This is a genomic window from Pseudomonas sp. 3A(2025) (assembly GCF_054589175.1).
On sequence record NZ_BAAILM010000113.1, the window covers coordinates 412,742 to 430,594 of the forward strand.

Here is a 17,853-nt window from a genome sequence, read left to right on the forward strand (position 1 = left end):
CGTGTTTGTACAGGCTGCAGCCTTTACCGAATGCGAACGCCCGCACCGCCGGGCTCTGCCCGTCGGCCCAAGGATGGCCCCCACGCAGCAAGCCTGTTAAAATCGCGCGCCTTCACAGACCGACGATGGCACCGACTCCACAATGGCACAGCCAAGGCTGGCCCACACTGGACCCGGGTGTTACGGTCGATCCCCCGAATCCCCCCTAAAGGCCTGGATTTTTTTATGAGCAAGCAACCCTCCCTGAGCTACAAAGACGCCGGTGTAGACATCGACGCCGGTGAAGCATTGGTCCAACGCATCAAAGGCGTGGCCAAGCGGACCGCGCGCCCCGAGGTCATGGGCGGTCTGGGAGGTTTCGGCGCACTCTGCGAAATCCCGGCCGGCTACAAGCAGCCTGTGCTGGTGTCCGGCACCGACGGCGTCGGCACCAAGCTGCGTCTGGCGCTGAACCTGAACAAGCACGACACCATCGGCATCGACCTGGTCGCCATGTGCGTCAACGACCTGGTGGTGTGCGGCGCCGAGCCGCTGTTCTTCCTCGACTACTACGCTACCGGCAAGCTCAATGTCGACACCGCCGCCGCCGTTGTAACCGGCATTGGCGCTGGTTGCGAACTGGCTGGCTGCTCGCTGGTCGGCGGCGAAACCGCTGAAATGCCAGGCATGTACGAAGGCGAAGACTACGACCTGGCCGGCTTCTGCGTCGGTGTAGTTGAAAAGGCCGAGATCATCGACGGCTCCAGGGTTGCCAGCGGCGACGCCCTGATCGCCCTGCCGTCTTCGGGCCCGCACTCCAACGGTTACTCGCTGATCCGCAAGATCATCGAAGTCGCCGGTGCCGACATCGAAAACACCCAGCTCGACGGCAAGCCGCTGACCGAACTGCTGATGGCCCCGACGCGCATCTACGTCAAGCCACTGCTCAAGCTGATCAAGGACACCGGCGCGGTCAAGGCCATGGCCCACATCACCGGCGGCGGCCTGCTGGACAACATCCCGCGCGTTCTGCCAGAAGGCGCACAGGCCGTGGTCGACGTGGCCAGCTGGCAGCGCCCGGCGGTCTTCGACTGGCTGCAACAACAAGGCAACGTCGAAGAGCATGAAATGCACCGCGTCCTCAACTGCGGCGTCGGCATGGTCATCTGTGTGGCTCAGGAACACGTCGAGCAGGCGCTGAACGTGCTGCGCGCCGAAGGCGAGCAACCGTGGGTGATCGGCCAGATCGGCACCGCTGCCGAAGGCGCCGCTCAAGTCGAGCTGAAAAACCTCAAGGCGCATTGATGCCAGCTTCGCATCCAGCGACACGCAATGTCGTGGTGTTGCTGTCGGGTACCGGCAGCAACCTGCAAGCGATGATCGACAGCTTCAGTGACGCCGACAGCCCGGCGCGCATTTGCGCGGTGATTTCCAACCGTGCCGATGCCTTCGGCCTGCAACGTGCTCAGGATGCGGGCATCGACACCCGCGTACTGAACCACAAGGATTTCGAGGGCCGCGAGGCCTTCGATGCCGCCCTCGCCGAACTGATCGACGGCTTCGAGCCAGACCTCGTTGTACTCGCAGGCTTCATGCGTATTCTCAGCGGCGACTTCGTGCGCCACTATCAAGGCCGCCTGCTCAATATCCACCCTTCGCTGCTGCCGCTCTACAAAGGGCTGCATACCCATCAGCGAGCGCTGGAGGCCGGCGACACCGAACATGGCTGCAGTGTGCACTTCGTCACCGAGGAACTCGACGGCGGGCCACTGGTCGTACAGTCGGTGATTTCGGTAGAGTTGCACGACACGCCCGCCACCCTGGCGCAGCGCGTCCATGTTCAGGAACACCGGATTTACCCGCTGGCCATCCGCTGGTTTGCCGAAGGCCGTTTGTGCCTGGGCGAACAGGGTGCGACCCTGGATGGCCAGTTGCTCCCGGCCAGCGGCCACCTGATTCGAAACTAGGAGATCCCATGCGTCGTGCACTGCTCTTCGCTGCTGCTCTGCTTGCCCTGCCCACCAGCCAGGCAGCCGACCTTCAGCCCTTCTCCGCCAGCTACACCGCCGACTGGAAGCAACTGCCCATGAGCGGCACTGCCGAGCGCAGTCTGCAAGCGGGCGCCGACGGCGTCTGGAACCTCAACTTCAAGGCGTCGATGGTCATCGCCAGCCTGAGCGAGTCCAGCACCCTGAAGGTCGATAAAGACGTGATGGTGCCGCAGACCTACCACTTCGAGCGCAGCGGCCTGGGTAAATCCAAGAAGGTCGACCTGGTGTTCGACTGGTCGACCAAGTTCGTCACCGGCACCGACCGTAACGATGCCATCAAGCTGCCGATCAACCGCGGCGTGCTCGACAAGTCCACGTATCAACTGGCCTTGCAGCACGATGTGGCGGCCGGCAAGAAGAGCATGAGCTACCAGGTGGTCGACGGCGACGAGCTGGACACTTATGACTTCCGCGTCCTGAGCTCGGAAAAGGTCGATACCAAAGCCGGCCAGATCGATGCGATCAAGGTCGAACGCGTGCGCGACCCGACACAGAGCAAGCGTACGACGGTGCTCTGGTTCGCCAAGGACTGGGATTACCTGCTGGTACGCCTGCAACAGGTCGAGACCGACGGCAAGGAGTACAACATCATGCTCCAGGACGGTACCGTCAACGGCAAGGCCGTCAAAGGCAGCTAAGCCAGAACGAAAAAGCCCCGGTTCGCGAGATCCGGGGCTTTTTTTCGCCTTCATAAAAGAGATGAAATATCTTTCATGAAACATTAAGAAACAATCAATTCTTTATATATCAATCGGTTACATGAAAACCGAAGGATTTTCAGCCTGTTTGTCACTGACTGGGGTCTTTACTTAGCAAGCTAACAAAAACTATAAAGAAGGCCTGCGACATGTTGACGCAGTTTCCAGAATCGGGAGATCACACCATGACCGTAACAGTGACTGAACGCGACGAAGCCCACATTTCTCACGAAACCGTTGCCCACGGCATTCACATCTGGGATGTACGCCAACAGGATCAATTAGTCGGCATGTTTCATGAAGAAGCCGACGCCCAGCGCTACAAGCAAGAACTTGAAGCACTGGAGAGCAAGCAGTCGTCGCAAAACCGGTAAACCGGTCTTACCACATCAAATCGTCAGGAATCTGATAAGCCGCATACGGATCATCGGCATCCGGCGCTTCGGTCGGGGTGTTGAGCAAGACGATGCGGCGCGGATCGCGTTCCTGAATCTTCAACGCAGGTTCACGCGGAATGATCTCGTAACCGCCACCATGGTGCACGATGGCCAGTGAGCCGCTGCTGAGCTTGTTGCGCACCAGGGTGTTGACCGAGATGCGCTTGACCTTCTTGTCGTCGACGAAGTTGTAATAGTCTTCGGTGGTCAGCTTGGGCAGCCGCGAGACTTCGATCAGTTGCTTGATCTGCGCAGCGCGGGCTTTGGCCTCGACCTTTTCCTGCTGCTGGCGGTTAAGCTCCTGGTCGCGCTTGGCCTTCTCGGCCATGGCTTCCTGGGCCGCACGCTTTTGCGAGTCGTCGGCTTCGATCTGGCCTTTATGCACCAGACGCTGTTCTTTCTGTTTGGCTTTGCCGACCTGTTTGGCCTGCTTTTCGTTGACCAGACCTGCCTTGAGCAATTGGTCGCGTAGGGAAAGGCTCATTGTCTACTCGCTTATTCGATTTCACGCACTCAGCCACAACGGGCCGGGTTCTTTTCCTGACGTTTGGCTTCGCCCCACAGGGCATCGAGTTCTTCCAGGCTACAGGCTTCGAGCGCTCGCCCCTGCTGCCGTACCGTCGCCTCGATAAAACGAAAGCGTCGATCGAACTTGCCGTTTGCCGAGCGTAGCGCAGTTTCGGGGTCGACTTTAAGGTGGCGCGCCAGGTTGACCACTGAAAACAGCAAATCACCGATTTCCTCAGCCACCTGAGCGCTCTCGCCGTCGGCCATGGCCTCCAGCACTTCATCGAGCTCTTCGCGCACCTTGTCGACCACCGGCAACGCCGCCGGCCAGTCGAAACCCACCTGGGCTGCACGCTTTTGCAGCTTGCCGGCCCGCGACAACGCCGGCAAGGCCGCCGGCACATCGTCGAGCAACGACAACTGCTCTGGCACCTGCGCTTGCTCTGCGCGCTCCTGGGCCTTGATCTCGTCCCAGCGCCGATTGACCTCGGCTTCACTCAGGCGCGGCGTCTCCAGCGGTGCATACAACTCGCCGGTGGGAAACACATGCGGATGACGGCGCAACAGCTTGCGGGTGATGCCATCGACCACCGCATCGAACTCGAAGCGCCCTTCCTCCTTGGCCAGTTGGGCGTAGAACACCACCTGAAACAACAGGTCACCCAGCTCACCCTGCAAATGCGCAAAATCGGCGCGCTCGATGGTGTCGGCCACTTCATAGGCCTCCTCCAGCGTGTGCGGCACGATACTGGCGTACGTCTGCTTCAGATCCCACGGGCAGCCGTACTGCGGATCACGCAGCCGGGCCATCAGATTCAGCAGGTCTTCAAGCTTGTACATATAGGCTTCCTTCGGTCGCCCGTAGGACCGACTTTAGTCGGGAACGCAGACGCCGGTATTTCGCGTCGTAACCTTCGCGGCTGAAGCCGCTCCTACGGGCCGATCATCATGAGGTCTTGTTGCGGCGTGTCTCGATGATGTTCGGCAACTGGGCAATCCGCCCCAGCAGACGGCCCAGTGCGTCGAGCCCTGGAATCTCGATGGTCAGCGACATCAGCGCGGTGTTGTCTTCCTTGTTCGAGCGGGTGTTGACCGCCAGGACGTTGATACGCTCGTTGAGCAGCACCTGGGTGACGTCACGCAGCAAACCGGAGCGGTCGTAGGCACGAATGATGATGTCCACCGGATACGTGAGCACCGGCGCCGGCCCCCAGCTGACCTGGATGATCCGCTCAGGTTCGCGACCGCCCAGTTGCAGGACCGAGGCACAGTCCTGACGGTGAATGGTCACGCCGCGGCCTTGAGTGATATAGCCGACGATCGCATCGCCCGGTACCGGCTGGCAGCAGCCGGCGATCTGGGTCAGCAGGTTGCCCACACCCTGAATCTGGATATCGCCACGTTTGCCCGGCCGGTAGCCGGTGGCTTTGCGCGGGATCAGTTCGACTTCATTAAGGCGCTCTGGCTCGACCTGCTGTTGCGCCAGATTGACCAGTTGGGTCAGGCGCAAATCACCGGCACCCAAGGCTGCAAACAGGTCTTCGGCGGTCTTGTAGTTGGCCTTGTCGGCCAGCTTGTCGAAGTCGACCTGGCCCAGCGCCACCCGCGCCAGTTCGCGTTCGAGCAAGGTCTTGCCGGCGGCGACGTTCTGGTCGCGTGCCTGCAGCTTGAACCAGTGAACGATCTTGGCACGGGCCCGCGAGGTGGTGATGTAGCCCAGGTTGGAGTTCAGCCAGTCACGGCTTGGCGTACCGTGCTTGCTGGTGATGATCTCGACCTGTTCACCGGTCTGCAGGCTGTAGTTGAGCGGCACAATGCGCCCGTTGATCTTGGCACCACGGCAATTGTGGCCGATCTCGGTGTGCACCCGGTAAGCGAAGTCAAGCGGCGTAGAGCCTTTGGGCAGGTCGATGGCGTGGCCGTCAGGGGTGAAGACATACACCCGGTCAGGTTCGATATCGACCCGCAATTGCTCGGCCAGGCCACCGATATCGCCAAGTTCTTCGTGCCATTCCAGCACCTGGCGCAACCACGAGATTTTCTCTTCGTAGTGGTTGGAGCCCGATTTGACGTCAGTGCCCTTGTAGCGCCAGTGCGCGCACACGCCCAGTTCGGCTTCTTCGTGCATGGCGTGGGTGCGAATCTGCACCTCCAGCACCTTGCCTTCCGGGCCGATAACGGCGGTGTGCAGCGAGCGATAGCCGTTTTCCTTGGGGTTGGCGATGTAGTCGTCGAACTCCTTGGGAATGTGCCGCCACAAGGTGTGCACGATGCCCAGCGCGGTGTAGCAGTCGCGCATTTCCGGGACCAGCACGCGCACGGCACGCACGTCGTAGATCTGGCTGAACGCCAGCCCCTTGCGCTGCATTTTGCGCCAGATCGAATAGATATGTTTCGCACGGCCGCTGATATCGGCCTTGACGCCGGTGGCCAGCAACTCGCCTTCGAGCTGGCCCATCACGTCATTGATGAAGCGCTCGCGGTCCAGACGCCGTTCGTGCAGCAGCTTGGCAATCTGCTTGTATTGCTCGGGCTCCAGGTAGCGGAAAGACAGGTCTTCCAGCTCCCACTTGATATGGCCGATGCCCAGGCGGTGCGCCAGTGGTGCATAGATATCGAAGACTTCGCGGGCGACGCGGTTGCGCTTTTCTTCGTCGGTATTTTTTACCGCACGAATCGCGCACGTACGCTCGGCCAGCTTGATCAGCGCCACGCGCACGTCGTCGACCATCGCCACCAGCATCTTGCGCAGGTTCTCGACCTGGGTCTGGCTGCCCAGCACCAGCGACTGACGCGGGCTCAGGCTGGCGCTGATGGCGGCCATGCGCAGCACGCCGTCGATCAGCTTGGCGACCGTGGCGCCGAAACGCTCCTCGACCTGCGCCAGGGGAATGACCCCTTCGCGTACGCCGCGATAAATGACCGCCGCAATCAGGGTGTCCTGATCGAGCTTGAGATCGGCCAGAATCTCGGCGATTTCAAGGCCCGTCTGAAAACTGGACGTGCCGTCGGCCCAATCGTTGGCCGTGACTTTTTCCTGCTGCTCGGCTTGCCGGGCAAATTCGCAGGCCGCTTTCATGGCCTCGCGATCCAGAATCAGATCGACGCTGACGATATGATCGAGCCACGCGTCGAGATTGATACTGCCGTCGGTGTTGACCGGCTGGTGTGCTCTCACCTGTACCATGCATTACCTTCCCTACGGCGCGATGAATAGCGCCGACAGTCGCCTGCCTTCTGCGCGAATGCCACTTGCGGGGCCCACAAGCACCGGCATTCGCGGGCCGGTCGGATTAAACGAGATTCCCTGTCAGCAACGGCTCGATCCTCTGAACCGCTGCTCACTCACTCATTTCGAATAAAGCCATCGCCTCGACATGCGCCGTCTGCGGAAACATGTCGAGGATTCCGGCGCGTTTTAACCGGTAGCCCTGCCTGACCAGCTCGACCGTGTCGCGGGCCAGGGTTGCCGGGTTACATGACACATATAATAAACGCCGGGCGCCTGACTGGCCGATCTGGCGTACCACTTCAAAGGCACCGTCGCGCGGCGGGTCCAAGAGTACCGCAGAAAATCCCTCTACAGCGCCACCTGCCGTAGCCAGAGTCCCGGAAAGATCGGCCTGCCGGAACGTCACGTTTTCAAGCCCGTTGGCCTGGGCATTGAGCCCGGCACGGTCGACCATCACTTGCACACCTTCGATTGCCACCACTTCACGCACTTTGCCCGCCAGCGGCAAGGCAAAGTTGCCAAGCCCGCAGAACAGGTCCATGACCCGCTCTTGCGGTTGCGGCGCCAGCCAGTCCAGGGCCTGCTCGATCATCGCGGTATTGACCACTGCATTGACCTGAATGAAATCTCCCGGCCGCCAGGCCAGGTTCAGATTCCACGGTTCCAGCCGGTAGCCCAGCGCATGATCAGGATCAGCCGGATACGGCTCACCGTCGCCGTGCAACCAGAGCTGTACACCGTGTACCTTGCAAAAGTCATGCAGGATCGCCAGATCGGCCTCGGACAACGGCGCGGTATGACGCAACAACAGCGCCTTCGATGTGCCGCTGAACAGCTCGACATGCCCTAGCGCCTGAGGTTTACCGAGGCGCGCCAGTAGCGCCGGCAATTGCTCCATGAGCGGCTGCAGCTCGGGCACCAGCACCGAGCAATGACCGATAGCGACAATATCCTGACTGGCTGCTGCACGAAAACCGACGTCCAGGCGTCGCGCCTTCTGGTCCCAGCGCACCGCAACGCGCGCGCGGCGCCGGTAGCCCAGCTCGGGACCGACCAGTGGTGCGGCCCATTGCTCGGGCGTCACATTGGCGACGCGCTGCAACTGTTCGGCGAGCATGTCCTGCTTGAGCGTCAATTGTTGGGCGTGGGGCATGTGCTGCACGCTGCAACCACCGCAGCGGCCAAAATACTCACAGGCGGCAGGCCTGCGCGACTCGCTGGCCTTCAATACCCGCTCGGTACGTGCCTCGACCACCTTGCCACGAGCATTGAGCACCCGCGCCTCGACCTCTTCGCCCGCCAAGCTACCGGCGACGAACCAGGTGCGGCCCTCGACAAAGCCGATGCCACGGCCGTCACTGGCCAGGCGCTCGATGACCAGGCGTTGCTTCTTGCCAACCGGCACTTGCGTGGTTTTAACGCCACCGGCGGGCTGAAAGCGCAGCCCTCGTACGTGTTTGGCCATCAGTTGGGTGCGTCGTAGACGCCGGTCGACAGGTAGCGGTCGCCGCGGTCACAAATAATGGCGACGATCACAGCGTTCTCGACTTCACGGGACAGGCGCAGCATGCCGGCTACAGCACCGCCGGACGACACACCACAGAAAATGCCTTCTTCACGCGCCAGACGACGCATCACGTCTTCGGCCTCGGTCTGGCCCATATCGATGATGCGGTCGATGCGATCGGACTCATAGATGCGCGGCAGGTACTCTTCGGGCCAGCGGCGAATACCGGGAATGGCAGCGCCCTCCATCGGTTGCAGGCCGACGATCTGCACGTTCGGATTCTGCTCCTTGAGGTAGCGCGAGGTGCCCATGATGGTACCGGTGGTGCCCATGGAGCTGACGAAATGGGTAATGGTGCCAGCGGTCTGCTGCCACAGTTCCGGGCCGGTGCTGGTGTAGTGCGCCTCGGGATTGTCGCCGTTGGCGAACTGGTCCAGCACCTTGCCACGGCCTTCGGCCTGCATGCGCTCGGCCAGGTCGCGGGCGCCTTCCATGCCCTCTTCCTTGCTGACCAGAATCAGTTCGGCGCCATAGGCAGTCATCGCCGCCTTGCGCTCGGCACTGGAGTTGTCAGGCATGATCAGGATCATCCGGTAGCCCTTGATAGCCGCCACCATCGCCAGGGCGATACCGGTGTTGCCGGACGTGGCTTCGATCAGGGTGTCGCCAGGCTGGATCTGGCCGCGCGATTCGGCACGGTTGATCATCGACAGCGCCGGGCGGTCTTTGACCGAGCCTGCCGGGTTGTTACCTTCGAGCTTCAACAGGAGGGTATTGCTGGTGTCGCCACCGATACGCTGCAGGCGCACCAGTGGTGTGTTGCCGACGTGATCGGCAATGGTTGGATACTGCAGGGTCATGGCGTCTTCGCAATCCAGACTGCGGGGGCGCCTATCATAACGGCAAACGCCCAAAGCCCATATCACGCAAAGTGAGGGGCTTATCACCAAAAGGAATAAGGCAATAAGCCCTTTGTGGTTGCCCCATGGCTATGCCGGGCCCGACAAGGTTGTAACATGCGCACATTGAATGGCTACACTGCCTGTGCCGTACGTCTGTTTTCCGACAGCGTGCACACCTGACCTGCCGCCGGAGAACGCGTGTGCTGACCAAGCTGGGTATCAAGAGTCGGGTCCTGTTGCTGACCATCCTGCCCACCAGCCTCATGGCCCTGGTATTGGGCAGCTACTTCACCTGGATGCAGCTGTATGAACTGCAAAACCAGTTGCTGGCCCGTGGCGAGATGACCACCCGCCAACTGGTGCCGCTGGCCGCACCGGCGCTGGGCCGCAAAGACAAGGCCGTGCTCAGCCGCATCGCCACCCAGACTCTGGAAGAGGACGATGTTCGCTCGGTGACCTTTCTGGACGCCGATCGTACGGTGCTGACCCACGCCGGCCCCAGCATGATCAACCCGCCGCCCACAGGGCAAGGCACGCAACTGGTCAACAGCACCGGCAGCGACGCGACCCGTTACCTGCTGCCGGTATTCGGCAATCAGCGCCACCTCACCGGCGCAACCATCCCCGATGAAGCCGACCGACTGCTGGGCTGGGTCGAGCTTGAGATTTCTCATAATGGCACCCTGCTGCGCGGCTACCGCAGCCTGTTTGCCAGCATGTTGCTGATTCTCACGGGCCTGGCGATCACCGCCGTGCTGGCGCTGCGCATGAGCCGCAGCATCAATCAGCCCCTGGGGCGCATCAAGCAGGCGGTCAACCAGCTCAAGGAAGGCCATCTCGAAACCCGCCTGCCACCTCTGGGCAGCCAGGAACTGGATGAACTGGCCTCGGGCATCAACCGCATGGCTTCGACCCTGCAAAATGCTCAGGAAGAACTGCAAAACAGTATTGATCAGGCCACCGAAGACGTACGCCAGAACCTTGAGACCATCGAGATCCAGAACATCGAACTTGATCTCGCGCGAAAAGAGGCACTGGAAGCCAGCCGCATCAAGTCGGAGTTTCTGGCCAACATGAGCCATGAAATCCGCACACCGCTCAACGGTATTCTCGGCTTCACCCACTTGCTGCAAAAAAGCGAACTGACTCCGCGCCAGAACGACTACCTCAACACCATCGAAAAGTCCGCCGACAGCCTGCTGAGCATCATCAACGAAATCCTCGACTTCTCGAAAATCGAGGCCGGCAAGCTGGTGCTCGACAGCATTCCGTTCAACCTGCGCGACCTGTTGCAAGACACCCTGACCATCCTTGCTCCGGCCGCCCACGCCAAAGAGCTTGAACTGGTCAGCCTGGTGTACCGCGACACGCCGCTGGCGCTGACCGGCGACCCGCTGCGGCTCAAGCAGATCCTCACCAACCTGGTCAGCAACGCGATCAAGTTCACCCGCGAAGGCACTATCGTCGCCCGCGCCATGGTCGAGGAAGAAACCGAAGACACTGCGCAATTGCGCATCAGCGTGCAAGACACCGGCATCGGCCTGTCCAATCAGGACGTGCGGGCGTTATTCCAGGCGTTCAGCCAGGCCGACAATTCGTTGTCGCGCCAACCGGGCGGCACCGGCCTGGGACTGGTGATTTCCAAGCGTTTGATCGAGCAGATGGGCGGCGAGATCGGCGTCGACAGCACACCAGGGGTCGGCTCGGAATTCTGGATCAGCCTGAAGCTGCCCAAAGCCCGCGACGACACCGACGATCCGGTAGCACACCCGCTGCAAGACGTGCGCGTGGCCGTGATGGAGCGCCACGAACTGGCGCGCCAGGCGCTGGAGCACCAGCTTGAAGACTGCGGCCTGGAGCCGCTGATCTTCAAAAATCTGGAAAGCCTGATCAATGGCGTGACCGTCGCCCATCAGACCCCGACCGCCATCGAACTGGCGGTGCTGGGCGTGACCAGCTACGACATTCCGCCCGAGCGCCTGCGCCAGCACGTCTGGGATCTGGAAAATCTCGGCTGCAAGGTGCTGGTGCTGTGCCCGACCACCGAGCAGGCGGCGTTTCAGGTCTCGGTACCGGATGTGTATACCCAGCTACAGGCCAAGCCTGCCTGTAACCGCAAGCTGCACCGCGCCCTGTCGGAGCTGATCACCCCGAAAGTGGTGCGCCCCGACGTCAGCCTGCCGCTGCCCAGCCGCGCGCCGCGCATCCTGTGCGTGGACGACAACCCGGCCAATCTGTTGCTGGTACAAACGCTGCTCGAAGACATGGGCAGTATCGTCTCCGCCGTCGACAGCGGCTATGCCGCCGTGCAGGCGGTGCAGAGCGACACCTTCGACCTGGTGCTGATGGATGTGCAAATGCCGGGCATGGACGGGCGCCAGGCCACCGAGGCGATTCGAGACTGGGAAGCGCAACGGCAAAGCAGCCCGATGCCGATCGTAGCCCTGACCGCCCACGCCATGGCCAACGAAAAACGCTCGTTGCTGCAAAGCGGCATGGACGACTACATGACCAAGCCGATCGGCGAGCGGCAACTGGCGCAAGTGGTGCTCAAGTGGACCGGCCTGGCCCTGCGCACCGCACAACCCGAAAGCCCGGCCGATACCGCTGCCAGCCATCTGGGGCCACTGGTGCTCGACCACGAGGAAGGCCTGCGCCTGGCCGCCGGCAAACCGGATCTTGCCGCCGACATGCTGGCCATGTTGCTGGCCGCGCTGGACGCCGACCGCGAAGCGATCCGCGCGGCCCGCGCCGCCACCGATATTCAGGCCCTGATCGAACGCATCCACCGCCTGCACGGTGCCACCCGCTACTGTGGCGTGCCGCAATTGCGCGCCGCCTGCCAGCGTGCCGAAACCCTGCTCAAACAGGACGCCCCACAAGCCGATCAAGCACTCAACGACCTGGACAAAGCCATCACCCGCCTGGCCGTCGAAGCACGCGTCACAGCTTAGGGGCAGCGGCAAGTGATTAGCTGCAAGCGGCAAGCAAGAGCCAAAGCGCGTATGGCTTGCGGCTTATAGCTTGCAACTTGCCGCTGCTCCTGCGTGGTAAGATGCGCGTATTTTGGAGGACCCATGGCCGAACACGATTTCCGTTACAGCATGCTTAACCCGCAACACACCCTGACCGAGTGCCGTACGCTGGCGCCGGGCCGTTATCAGGTCACTGGCAACGGTGGCTCGATCCACGAAGGCGACCAGTTGCTGGTCACCCTCAAGGGCAGCAAAACGCTGTACATGCGCCTGTCGGTGGAAAAAGTCCGCCACCTGATCAACCCGCCCGGTCAATGGGTCGCGGTGGCCAAGGGGCCGGTGTTCAACGAACTGGCGATCCATGAGTGGAAAGTCAATTGCGACAGCTGCAACAGCGAGCTGACGTTCGAGTTCTCGGTCGAGAGCAGCCTGGGCACCAAGGCGCAGAAACCGGCGGCCGTGGCACGCATTGCCGAACTGGGCTGGAAAACCGACGGTGACAAACACCTGTGCCGTAAATGCCAGGTGCAACCGGCATGAAACGCCTGGTTGTAACCGGCCTGACCGGCGCCCTGCTGCTGGCCGGGTGCGCCAGCCAGCCGGCAACCGAGGTCGAACTGGACAAAAGTTATGTACTGGAGTGGATCGGTGAACGCCCGCTGATCGACCGCAGCCGCTTGACCATGACCCTGGGCCGCGATGGCCGGGCTTATGGCAATGCCGGCTGCAACCACTGGTTCGCGTCTTACACCCTTGAAGGCCAGACACTGACCTTCGACAAGGTGGGCAAGACCCGCAAGCTGTGCGTCGAGGCGCTGATGGAGCAGGAGCAGCGTTTTCTCACTGCCCTGCCCGGCACCCAGCGCTGGGACGTTTCACCGATCCAGCAACTGCGCCTGTGGCCCGCCGAAGGCCAGCCACTGCGGTTCTGGCCGGAGTAAATCAGCCCCGCGCATCGCCACGCAATGCCTTGATCCGCGCGATCACGCCTTCAGCGCTTTGTTCGCCCAGCAACTGCTCACGCATCTTGCCCTTGTCGTCGATGATGTAGGTCACCGGCAAGGCATCGGCCGGGGGCAGTTCATAGCGCTCGGCCGGGTCCTGGGCCAATACGGTGAACTTGATGCCCAGCGCATTGGCCGCCTTTTTCAGGTCTTCGCCCTGCAGGTTGTCGAAGTTGACCCCCAGCACCGTGACCTTGCTGTCCTTCAGCTGCTCGGCCAGGCCATTGAATTCGGGGATTTCAGTCCTGCACGGGCCGCACCATTCAGCCCAGTAGTTGATCACCAGCCAGTGCTTGTCGATGCGCTCGCTGGCAACTTTCTGACCGTTCTGGTCAATGCCCAGGTCTGCGCCACACCCACTGAGCAGCATGCTGCCGACCAGTGCCATCACCGCTGCCAATCGCTTTGCCATCTGTGTTTCCTTCTTTCGCCATGACCTGTACTGATGTAACCCAATGCAACCGCAGGCGACTGTGTATGTCGAACGCTTGCATGGCGCAGGTAGAATACGCGCCACCCTGTCTTCGATGCGACCCACAAATGACCGCCCTGACGCTTTATCACAACCCGCGCTGTTCAAAATCCCGTGCTGCACTGGAACTGCTGCAAGCGCGCGACCTGGCACCGGAAATCGTCCTGTACCTGCAAACGCCGCCCGACGAAGCGCAATTGCGCCAGTTGCTCGACAAGCTGGGCATCGCGCCACGGCAATTGCTGCGCAGCGGCGAAGACGAATACAAGAGCCTGAACCTGGCCGACCCGAGCCTGAGCGATGCGCAACTGATTGCCGCCATGGCTGCGCACCCCAAGCTCATCGAGCGGCCGATTCTGGTCGCCGGTGACCGCGCCGTGATCGGCCGGCCACCGGAAAACATCCTGGAGTTGTTGCCGTGAGTACGCCTTATATCCTCGTGCTGTTTTACAGCCGCAACGGCTCGACCAGCGAAATGGCCCGGCAGATCGCCCGGGGCATCGAAATGGGCGGCATGGAAGCGCGACTGCGCACGGTGCCGGCAATTTCGGCCGACTGCGAAGCCACCGCACCCTCGATTCCCGACAGTGGCGCGCCGTACGCCAGCCTTGATGACCTCAAGCACTGCCACGGCCTGGCGCTGGGCAGCCCGACGCGCTTCGGCAACATGGCCGCACCGCTCAAATACTTTCTCGATGGCACCAGCAACCTGTGGCTGACCGGCGCTCTGGTAGGCAAGCCTGCCTGCGTGTTCACCTCCACCGCCAGCCTGCACGGCGGCCAGGAAACCACGCTGATGTCGATGCTGCTGCCATTGCTGCACCACGGCATGCTGATCACCGGCCTGCCGTACAGCGAATCGGCCCTGCTGGAAACCGCCGGCGGCGGCACACCGTATGGCGCCAGCCACCACGCTGGCGCCGACGGCAAGCGGCCGCTGGACAAGCACGAGACCGAGCTGTGTCGCGCGCTGGGTCAGCGCCTGGCGAAGACGGCATTGTTGCTTCAAGGCTGAGTACAGGTGCGCGCCCCATAGACTTTCGCGGCTAAAGCCGCTCCTACGGAGTATCGATGCAAGACTACAAATGGCTTCACGCGTACTGCCTGAACCGCTTCGGTTCGGCCAAGGCACTGGAAGCCCAGTTACCGGTGCCGAAAACCCCGCGTCAATTGCAGGCGATCAGCAATGATCGCTACCTGTCGACCATGGCCTTGCGGGTGTTTCGCGCAGGTCTCAAGCACAGCCTGGTGGACGCCAAGTGGCCGGCATTCGAACAGGTGTTCTTTGGCTTCGATCCGGAGAAGGTCGTGCTGATGGGCGCCGACCATCTGGAGCGGCTGATGCAGGATGCGCGCATCATTCGCCACCTGGGCAAGCTCAAAAGCGTGCCGCGCAATGCGCAGATGATTCTGGACATCGCTCACGAGCATGGCAGTTTCGGTAAATTCATCGCCCAGTGGCCGGGTGAAGACATCACAGGGCTCTGGCAGTACCTGAACAAGCACGGCACCCAGTTGGGCGGGCTGTCGGCACCGCGCTTTCTGCGCATGGTCGGCAAGGACACCTTCGTGCCCAGCAACGATGTGGTCGCCGCGCTCAACGCCCAGGACATCGTCGACAAGGTGCCGAGCAGCAAGCGTGATCAGGCGGCGGTACAGGCTGCCTTCAACCAGTGGCAGACTGAAAGCGGCAGGCCGTTATGCCAGCTTTCAGCGATGCTGGCGTTTACGGTGAATCACTAGACCTAGATATTCACCACATTGACGAAGCGCGACGCCGCGCTTTCGTCCATGCGCAGGCTGGTGAAGTCGAACAGATTACGGTCGGCCAGTTGCGAAGGCTGGACATTCTGCAAGGCACGGAAAATGCTCTCGGTACGCCCCGGAGTCTTGCGTTCCCACTCGATCAGCATGTCCTTGACCACCTGGCGTTGCAGGTTTTCCTGCGAGCCGCACAGGTTGCATGGAATGATCGGAAAACCCTTCAAATCCGAATAAGCCTGAATGTCTTTCTCATGGCAGTAGGCCAACGGACGAATCACCACGTTGCGGCCATCGTCGGAACGCAGCTTGGGCGGCATGGCCTTGAGCGAACCGTTGAAGAACATGTTCAAGAAGAACGTCTCGACGATGTCGTCGCGGTGATGCCCCAGCGCCATTTTGGTCGCGCCAATTTCATCGGCAAAGGTGTACAGCGTGCCGCGACGCAGGCGCGAGCACAGCGAACAGGTGGTCTTGCCCTCGGGAATCAGCTCCTTGACCACCGAATAGGTGTCTTTCTCGACGATGTGGTACTCGACCCCCAGGCTTTTCAGGTAGGCCGGCAGCACCTCCTCGGGAAAGCCCGGCTGCTTCTGGTCCATGTTGACGGCCACGATGTCGAACCTGATCGGTGCCACCTTCTGCAGGTGCATCAGCACATCGAGCATGGTGTAGCTGTCCTTGCCGCCGGACAGGCAGACCATGACCTTGTCGCCCTCCTCGATCATGTTGTAATCGCTGACAGCCTCGCCGGCCAGCCGACGCAGGCGTTTCTGCAGTTTGTTCTGATTGACTGAAAGAGTGCCCATGGTGCTGGTGATATCCGCTGCAAGGTGTCGACAGGTGGCCTGAAAAAGAAAGCTTTGAGCAAGACCGCTGAAAAGGCCGCCATTTTACGCACAACCGCCACATCATTGAACATGCCGTGGTACAGGGTATTAACCGCAGCGCTGCCATTGCCAATCGCTCTAAGCCCGCCCGACCATGGGCCGGGGTATTTTCTATACTGCCCAATGAGGCAAGCGCGCCGACAACCGGTGGCGCCAGGCCTTTATTTCGGCGGCGGTCATCCGCCACACCTTGCCGGAATGTGTCTTGCACGCTGATCAGGAGTCACCCTGTGATCAATCATGTCTGGGGCTTGTTCACCCACCCGGAACGCGAATGGCAACAGATTCGCAAGGAAGACGAGAGCATTCGTCATATCTATCTCACCCACACACTGCTGCTGGCAGCCATCGCCCCTCTATGCGCCTACATCGGCACCACCCAGATTGGCTGGGTGATCGGCGAACGCGCGCCGGTCATGCTCACGCATGGCAGCGCCCTGGGCATGGCGTTCATGTCCTACCTGACGATGCTGGCCGGCGTGGCGATCATGGGCGGCTTCATCCACTGGATGGCCCGCACCTACGGTGCCGATCCAAGCCTGGCGCGCTGCATCGCCTTTGCTACTTACACCGCGACCCCGTTGTTCATCGCCGGCCTGAGCGCACTTTATCCACACCTGTGGCTGGGCCTGCTGGCGGGCACGGCGGCAATCAGCTACACCGTGTACCTGCTCTATACGGGGCTTGCGCCCTTCATGAATGTGCCTTCTGAAGAGGGCTTCATGTTCTCCAGCGCCATTCTTGCGGTCGGCCTGGTGGTACTGGTGGCGATCATGGCCTTTACCGTGGTCTTGTGGGGTTTGGGCGTCGGCCCGCAATACACCGGCTAACCGGACGGGCAGCGGGCATCCGGGTTTCCAGCGCACGAGCGCCTTCTGCATAATGGGCGCTTCTGGAGAGTTGTCACGCATGCCCGAGCTACTGAAGTCCCGAGTCGAAACCTGTTACCAACAAGCCGAAGCCTTCTTCAAGCGCCCGTTCAAACGTCCCGTGGTCAGTTTCAAACTGCGCGGCCAGAAGGCCGGCGTCGCCCATCTGCAGGAGAACAAGCTGCGCTTCAACCCACAGCTGTACCAGGAGAACAGCGAAGACTTTCTGTACCAGACCGTCCCGCACGAAGTCGCGCACCTGATCGCCCATCAGCTGTTCGGCGCCGGCATTCAGCCACATGGCCAGGAATGGCAATTGATCATGCGCGGCGTGTACCAGTTGGCGCCCAACCGTTGCCACACCTATGCCGTGCAGCGGCGCAAGGCGACCCGCTATATCTACCAGTGCCCCTGCCCCGACAGCGACTTTGCGTTCACTGTGCAGCGCCATCGGCTGGTCGCACAGGGCCGGCGTTACCTGTGCCGTCGCTGCAAGCAGGCGCTGACGTTCAGCGGCAGCGTCCGCGTCGAATAAAACCAGCCGTCTGAAAACGAAAAAACCCATCCGA

At 61.4% G+C, this 17,853-nt stretch carries 19 protein-coding genes; 12 read left to right on the top strand and 7 right to left on the bottom strand.

Annotated features, from left to right (window positions below):
• Window positions 1-225: 225 nt before the first annotated feature.
• The 4 genes from purM (at window position 226) to ACYP2A_RS28525 (ending at window position 3,102) form a co-directional block, all read left to right on the top strand.
• The gene (gene purM, locus ACYP2A_RS28510) at window positions 226-1,284 is read left to right on the top strand and encodes a phosphoribosylformylglycinamidine cyclo-ligase (protein WP_459749268.1); all 1,059 of its coding nucleotides are present in this window, start codon (window positions 226-228) and stop codon (window positions 1,282-1,284) included.
• On the top strand, window positions 1,284-1,946 hold the full coding sequence (gene purN / locus ACYP2A_RS28515) for a phosphoribosylglycinamide formyltransferase (RefSeq protein WP_459749269.1): 663 nt from the start codon (window positions 1,284-1,286) through the stop codon (window positions 1,944-1,946). The genes purM and purN overlap by 1 nt, the downstream gene beginning before the upstream one ends.
• Window positions 1,947-1,954: 8 nt before the next feature.
• Complete coding sequence (locus ACYP2A_RS28520) at window positions 1,955-2,668, top strand: DUF3108 domain-containing protein (RefSeq protein WP_459749270.1); 714 nt, start codon at window positions 1,955-1,957, stop codon at window positions 2,666-2,668.
• A 245-nt stretch (window positions 2,669-2,913) separates the two neighbouring features.
• Window positions 2,914-3,102 carry a DUF3110 domain-containing protein gene (locus ACYP2A_RS28525; RefSeq protein WP_459749271.1) on the top strand — a complete coding sequence of 63 codons (189 nt, stop codon included), beginning with the start codon at window positions 2,914-2,916 and terminating at the stop codon, window positions 3,100-3,102.
• Between the two features lie 7 nt (window positions 3,103-3,109).
• On the opposite strand, the gene ACYP2A_RS28530 is transcribed toward ACYP2A_RS28525, so the two are convergent.
• The 5 genes from ACYP2A_RS28530 to cysM all read right to left on the bottom strand — a co-directional run bounded on the left by ACYP2A_RS28530 (window position 3,110) and on the right by cysM (window position 9,271).
• Window positions 3,110-3,649 (bottom strand): DUF2058 domain-containing protein, encoded by a 540-nt coding sequence (locus tag ACYP2A_RS28530; RefSeq protein ID WP_459749272.1) that lies wholly within the window; start codon window positions 3,647-3,649, stop codon window positions 3,110-3,112.
• Window positions 3,650-3,678: 29 nt separating this feature from the next.
• Window positions 3,679-4,512: a nucleoside triphosphate pyrophosphohydrolase gene (mazG, locus tag ACYP2A_RS28535; protein WP_459749273.1), complete on the bottom strand. Its 834-nt coding sequence runs from the start codon at window positions 4,510-4,512 to the stop codon at window positions 3,679-3,681.
• A 106-nt stretch (window positions 4,513-4,618) separates the two neighbouring features.
• Window positions 4,619-6,859 (bottom strand): GTP diphosphokinase, encoded by a 2,241-nt coding sequence (gene relA, locus ACYP2A_RS28540; protein ID WP_459749274.1) that lies wholly within the window; start codon window positions 6,857-6,859, stop codon window positions 4,619-4,621.
• Between the two features lie 154 nt (window positions 6,860-7,013).
• Window positions 7,014-8,369 (bottom strand): 23S rRNA (uracil(1939)-C(5))-methyltransferase RlmD, encoded by a 1,356-nt coding sequence (gene rlmD / locus ACYP2A_RS28545; RefSeq protein ID WP_459749275.1) that lies wholly within the window; start codon window positions 8,367-8,369, stop codon window positions 7,014-7,016.
• Entirely contained in the window at window positions 8,369-9,271 is a 903-nt protein-coding gene (cysM, locus tag ACYP2A_RS28550; RefSeq protein WP_459749276.1) for a cysteine synthase CysM, read from the bottom strand. The genes rlmD and cysM overlap by 1 nt, the downstream gene beginning before the upstream one ends.
• A gap of 242 nt (window positions 9,272-9,513) precedes the next feature.
• On the opposite strand from cysM, the gene ACYP2A_RS28555 reads away from it, so the two are divergent.
• From ACYP2A_RS28555 to ACYP2A_RS28565, 3 genes are all read left to right on the top strand, one after another.
• The gene (locus ACYP2A_RS28555) at window positions 9,514-12,267 is read left to right on the top strand and encodes an ATP-binding protein (RefSeq protein ID WP_459749277.1); all 2,754 of its coding nucleotides are present in this window, start codon (window positions 9,514-9,516) and stop codon (window positions 12,265-12,267) included.
• Between the two features lie 123 nt (window positions 12,268-12,390).
• The gene (locus tag ACYP2A_RS28560; RefSeq protein ID WP_459749278.1) at window positions 12,391-12,828 is read left to right on the top strand and encodes a hypothetical protein; all 438 of its coding nucleotides are present in this window, start codon (window positions 12,391-12,393) and stop codon (window positions 12,826-12,828) included.
• Window positions 12,825-13,229, top strand: coding sequence for an META domain-containing protein (locus ACYP2A_RS28565; RefSeq protein WP_459749279.1), 405 nt, complete (start codon window positions 12,825-12,827; stop codon window positions 13,227-13,229). Before ACYP2A_RS28560 ends, ACYP2A_RS28565 begins: the two co-directional genes overlap by 4 nt.
• Window position 13,230: 1 nt before the next feature.
• Here the strand turns inward: ACYP2A_RS28565 and ACYP2A_RS28570 are convergent, their stop codons facing one another.
• The gene (locus tag ACYP2A_RS28570) at window positions 13,231-13,704 is read right to left on the bottom strand and encodes a TlpA disulfide reductase family protein (RefSeq protein WP_459749280.1); all 474 of its coding nucleotides are present in this window, start codon (window positions 13,702-13,704) and stop codon (window positions 13,231-13,233) included.
• Between the two features lie 128 nt (window positions 13,705-13,832).
• Between ACYP2A_RS28570 and arsC the strand changes: the two genes are divergently transcribed.
• From arsC to ACYP2A_RS28585, 3 genes are read left to right on the top strand one after another with little or no spacing between them, the layout of a single operon-like run.
• Window positions 13,833-14,186 (top strand): arsenate reductase (glutaredoxin), encoded by a 354-nt coding sequence (gene arsC, locus ACYP2A_RS28575; protein ID WP_459749281.1) that lies wholly within the window; start codon window positions 13,833-13,835, stop codon window positions 14,184-14,186.
• A complete protein-coding gene (gene wrbA, locus ACYP2A_RS28580) occupies window positions 14,183-14,779 on the top strand; it encodes an NAD(P)H:quinone oxidoreductase (protein ID WP_459749282.1) in 597 nt (198 codons plus the stop codon). Before arsC ends, wrbA begins: the two co-directional genes overlap by 4 nt.
• 56 nt (window positions 14,780-14,835) lie before the next feature.
• The gene (locus ACYP2A_RS28585) at window positions 14,836-15,507 is read left to right on the top strand and encodes a DNA-3-methyladenine glycosylase I (protein ID WP_459749283.1); all 672 of its coding nucleotides are present in this window, start codon (window positions 14,836-14,838) and stop codon (window positions 15,505-15,507) included.
• Between the two features lie 2 nt (window positions 15,508-15,509).
• Here ACYP2A_RS28585 and ttcA read toward each other — a convergent pair whose 3' ends face one another.
• Window positions 15,510-16,334, bottom strand: a complete 825-nt coding sequence (gene ttcA, locus ACYP2A_RS28590; RefSeq protein ID WP_459749284.1) for a tRNA 2-thiocytidine(32) synthetase TtcA — start codon at window positions 16,332-16,334, stop codon at window positions 15,510-15,512.
• 311 nt (window positions 16,335-16,645) lie between these two features.
• On the opposite strand from ttcA, the gene ACYP2A_RS28595 reads away from it, so the two are divergent.
• Both ACYP2A_RS28595 and ACYP2A_RS28600 read left to right on the top strand, forming a co-directional pair.
• A complete protein-coding gene (locus ACYP2A_RS28595; RefSeq protein WP_459749285.1) occupies window positions 16,646-17,245 on the top strand; it encodes a Yip1 family protein in 600 nt (199 codons plus the stop codon).
• Window positions 17,246-17,324: 79 nt separating this feature from the next.
• Window positions 17,325-17,819 (top strand): SprT family zinc-dependent metalloprotease, encoded by a 495-nt coding sequence (locus ACYP2A_RS28600; RefSeq protein ID WP_459749286.1) that lies wholly within the window; start codon window positions 17,325-17,327, stop codon window positions 17,817-17,819.
• The last annotated feature ends 34 nt before the right edge of the window (window positions 17,820-17,853 follow it).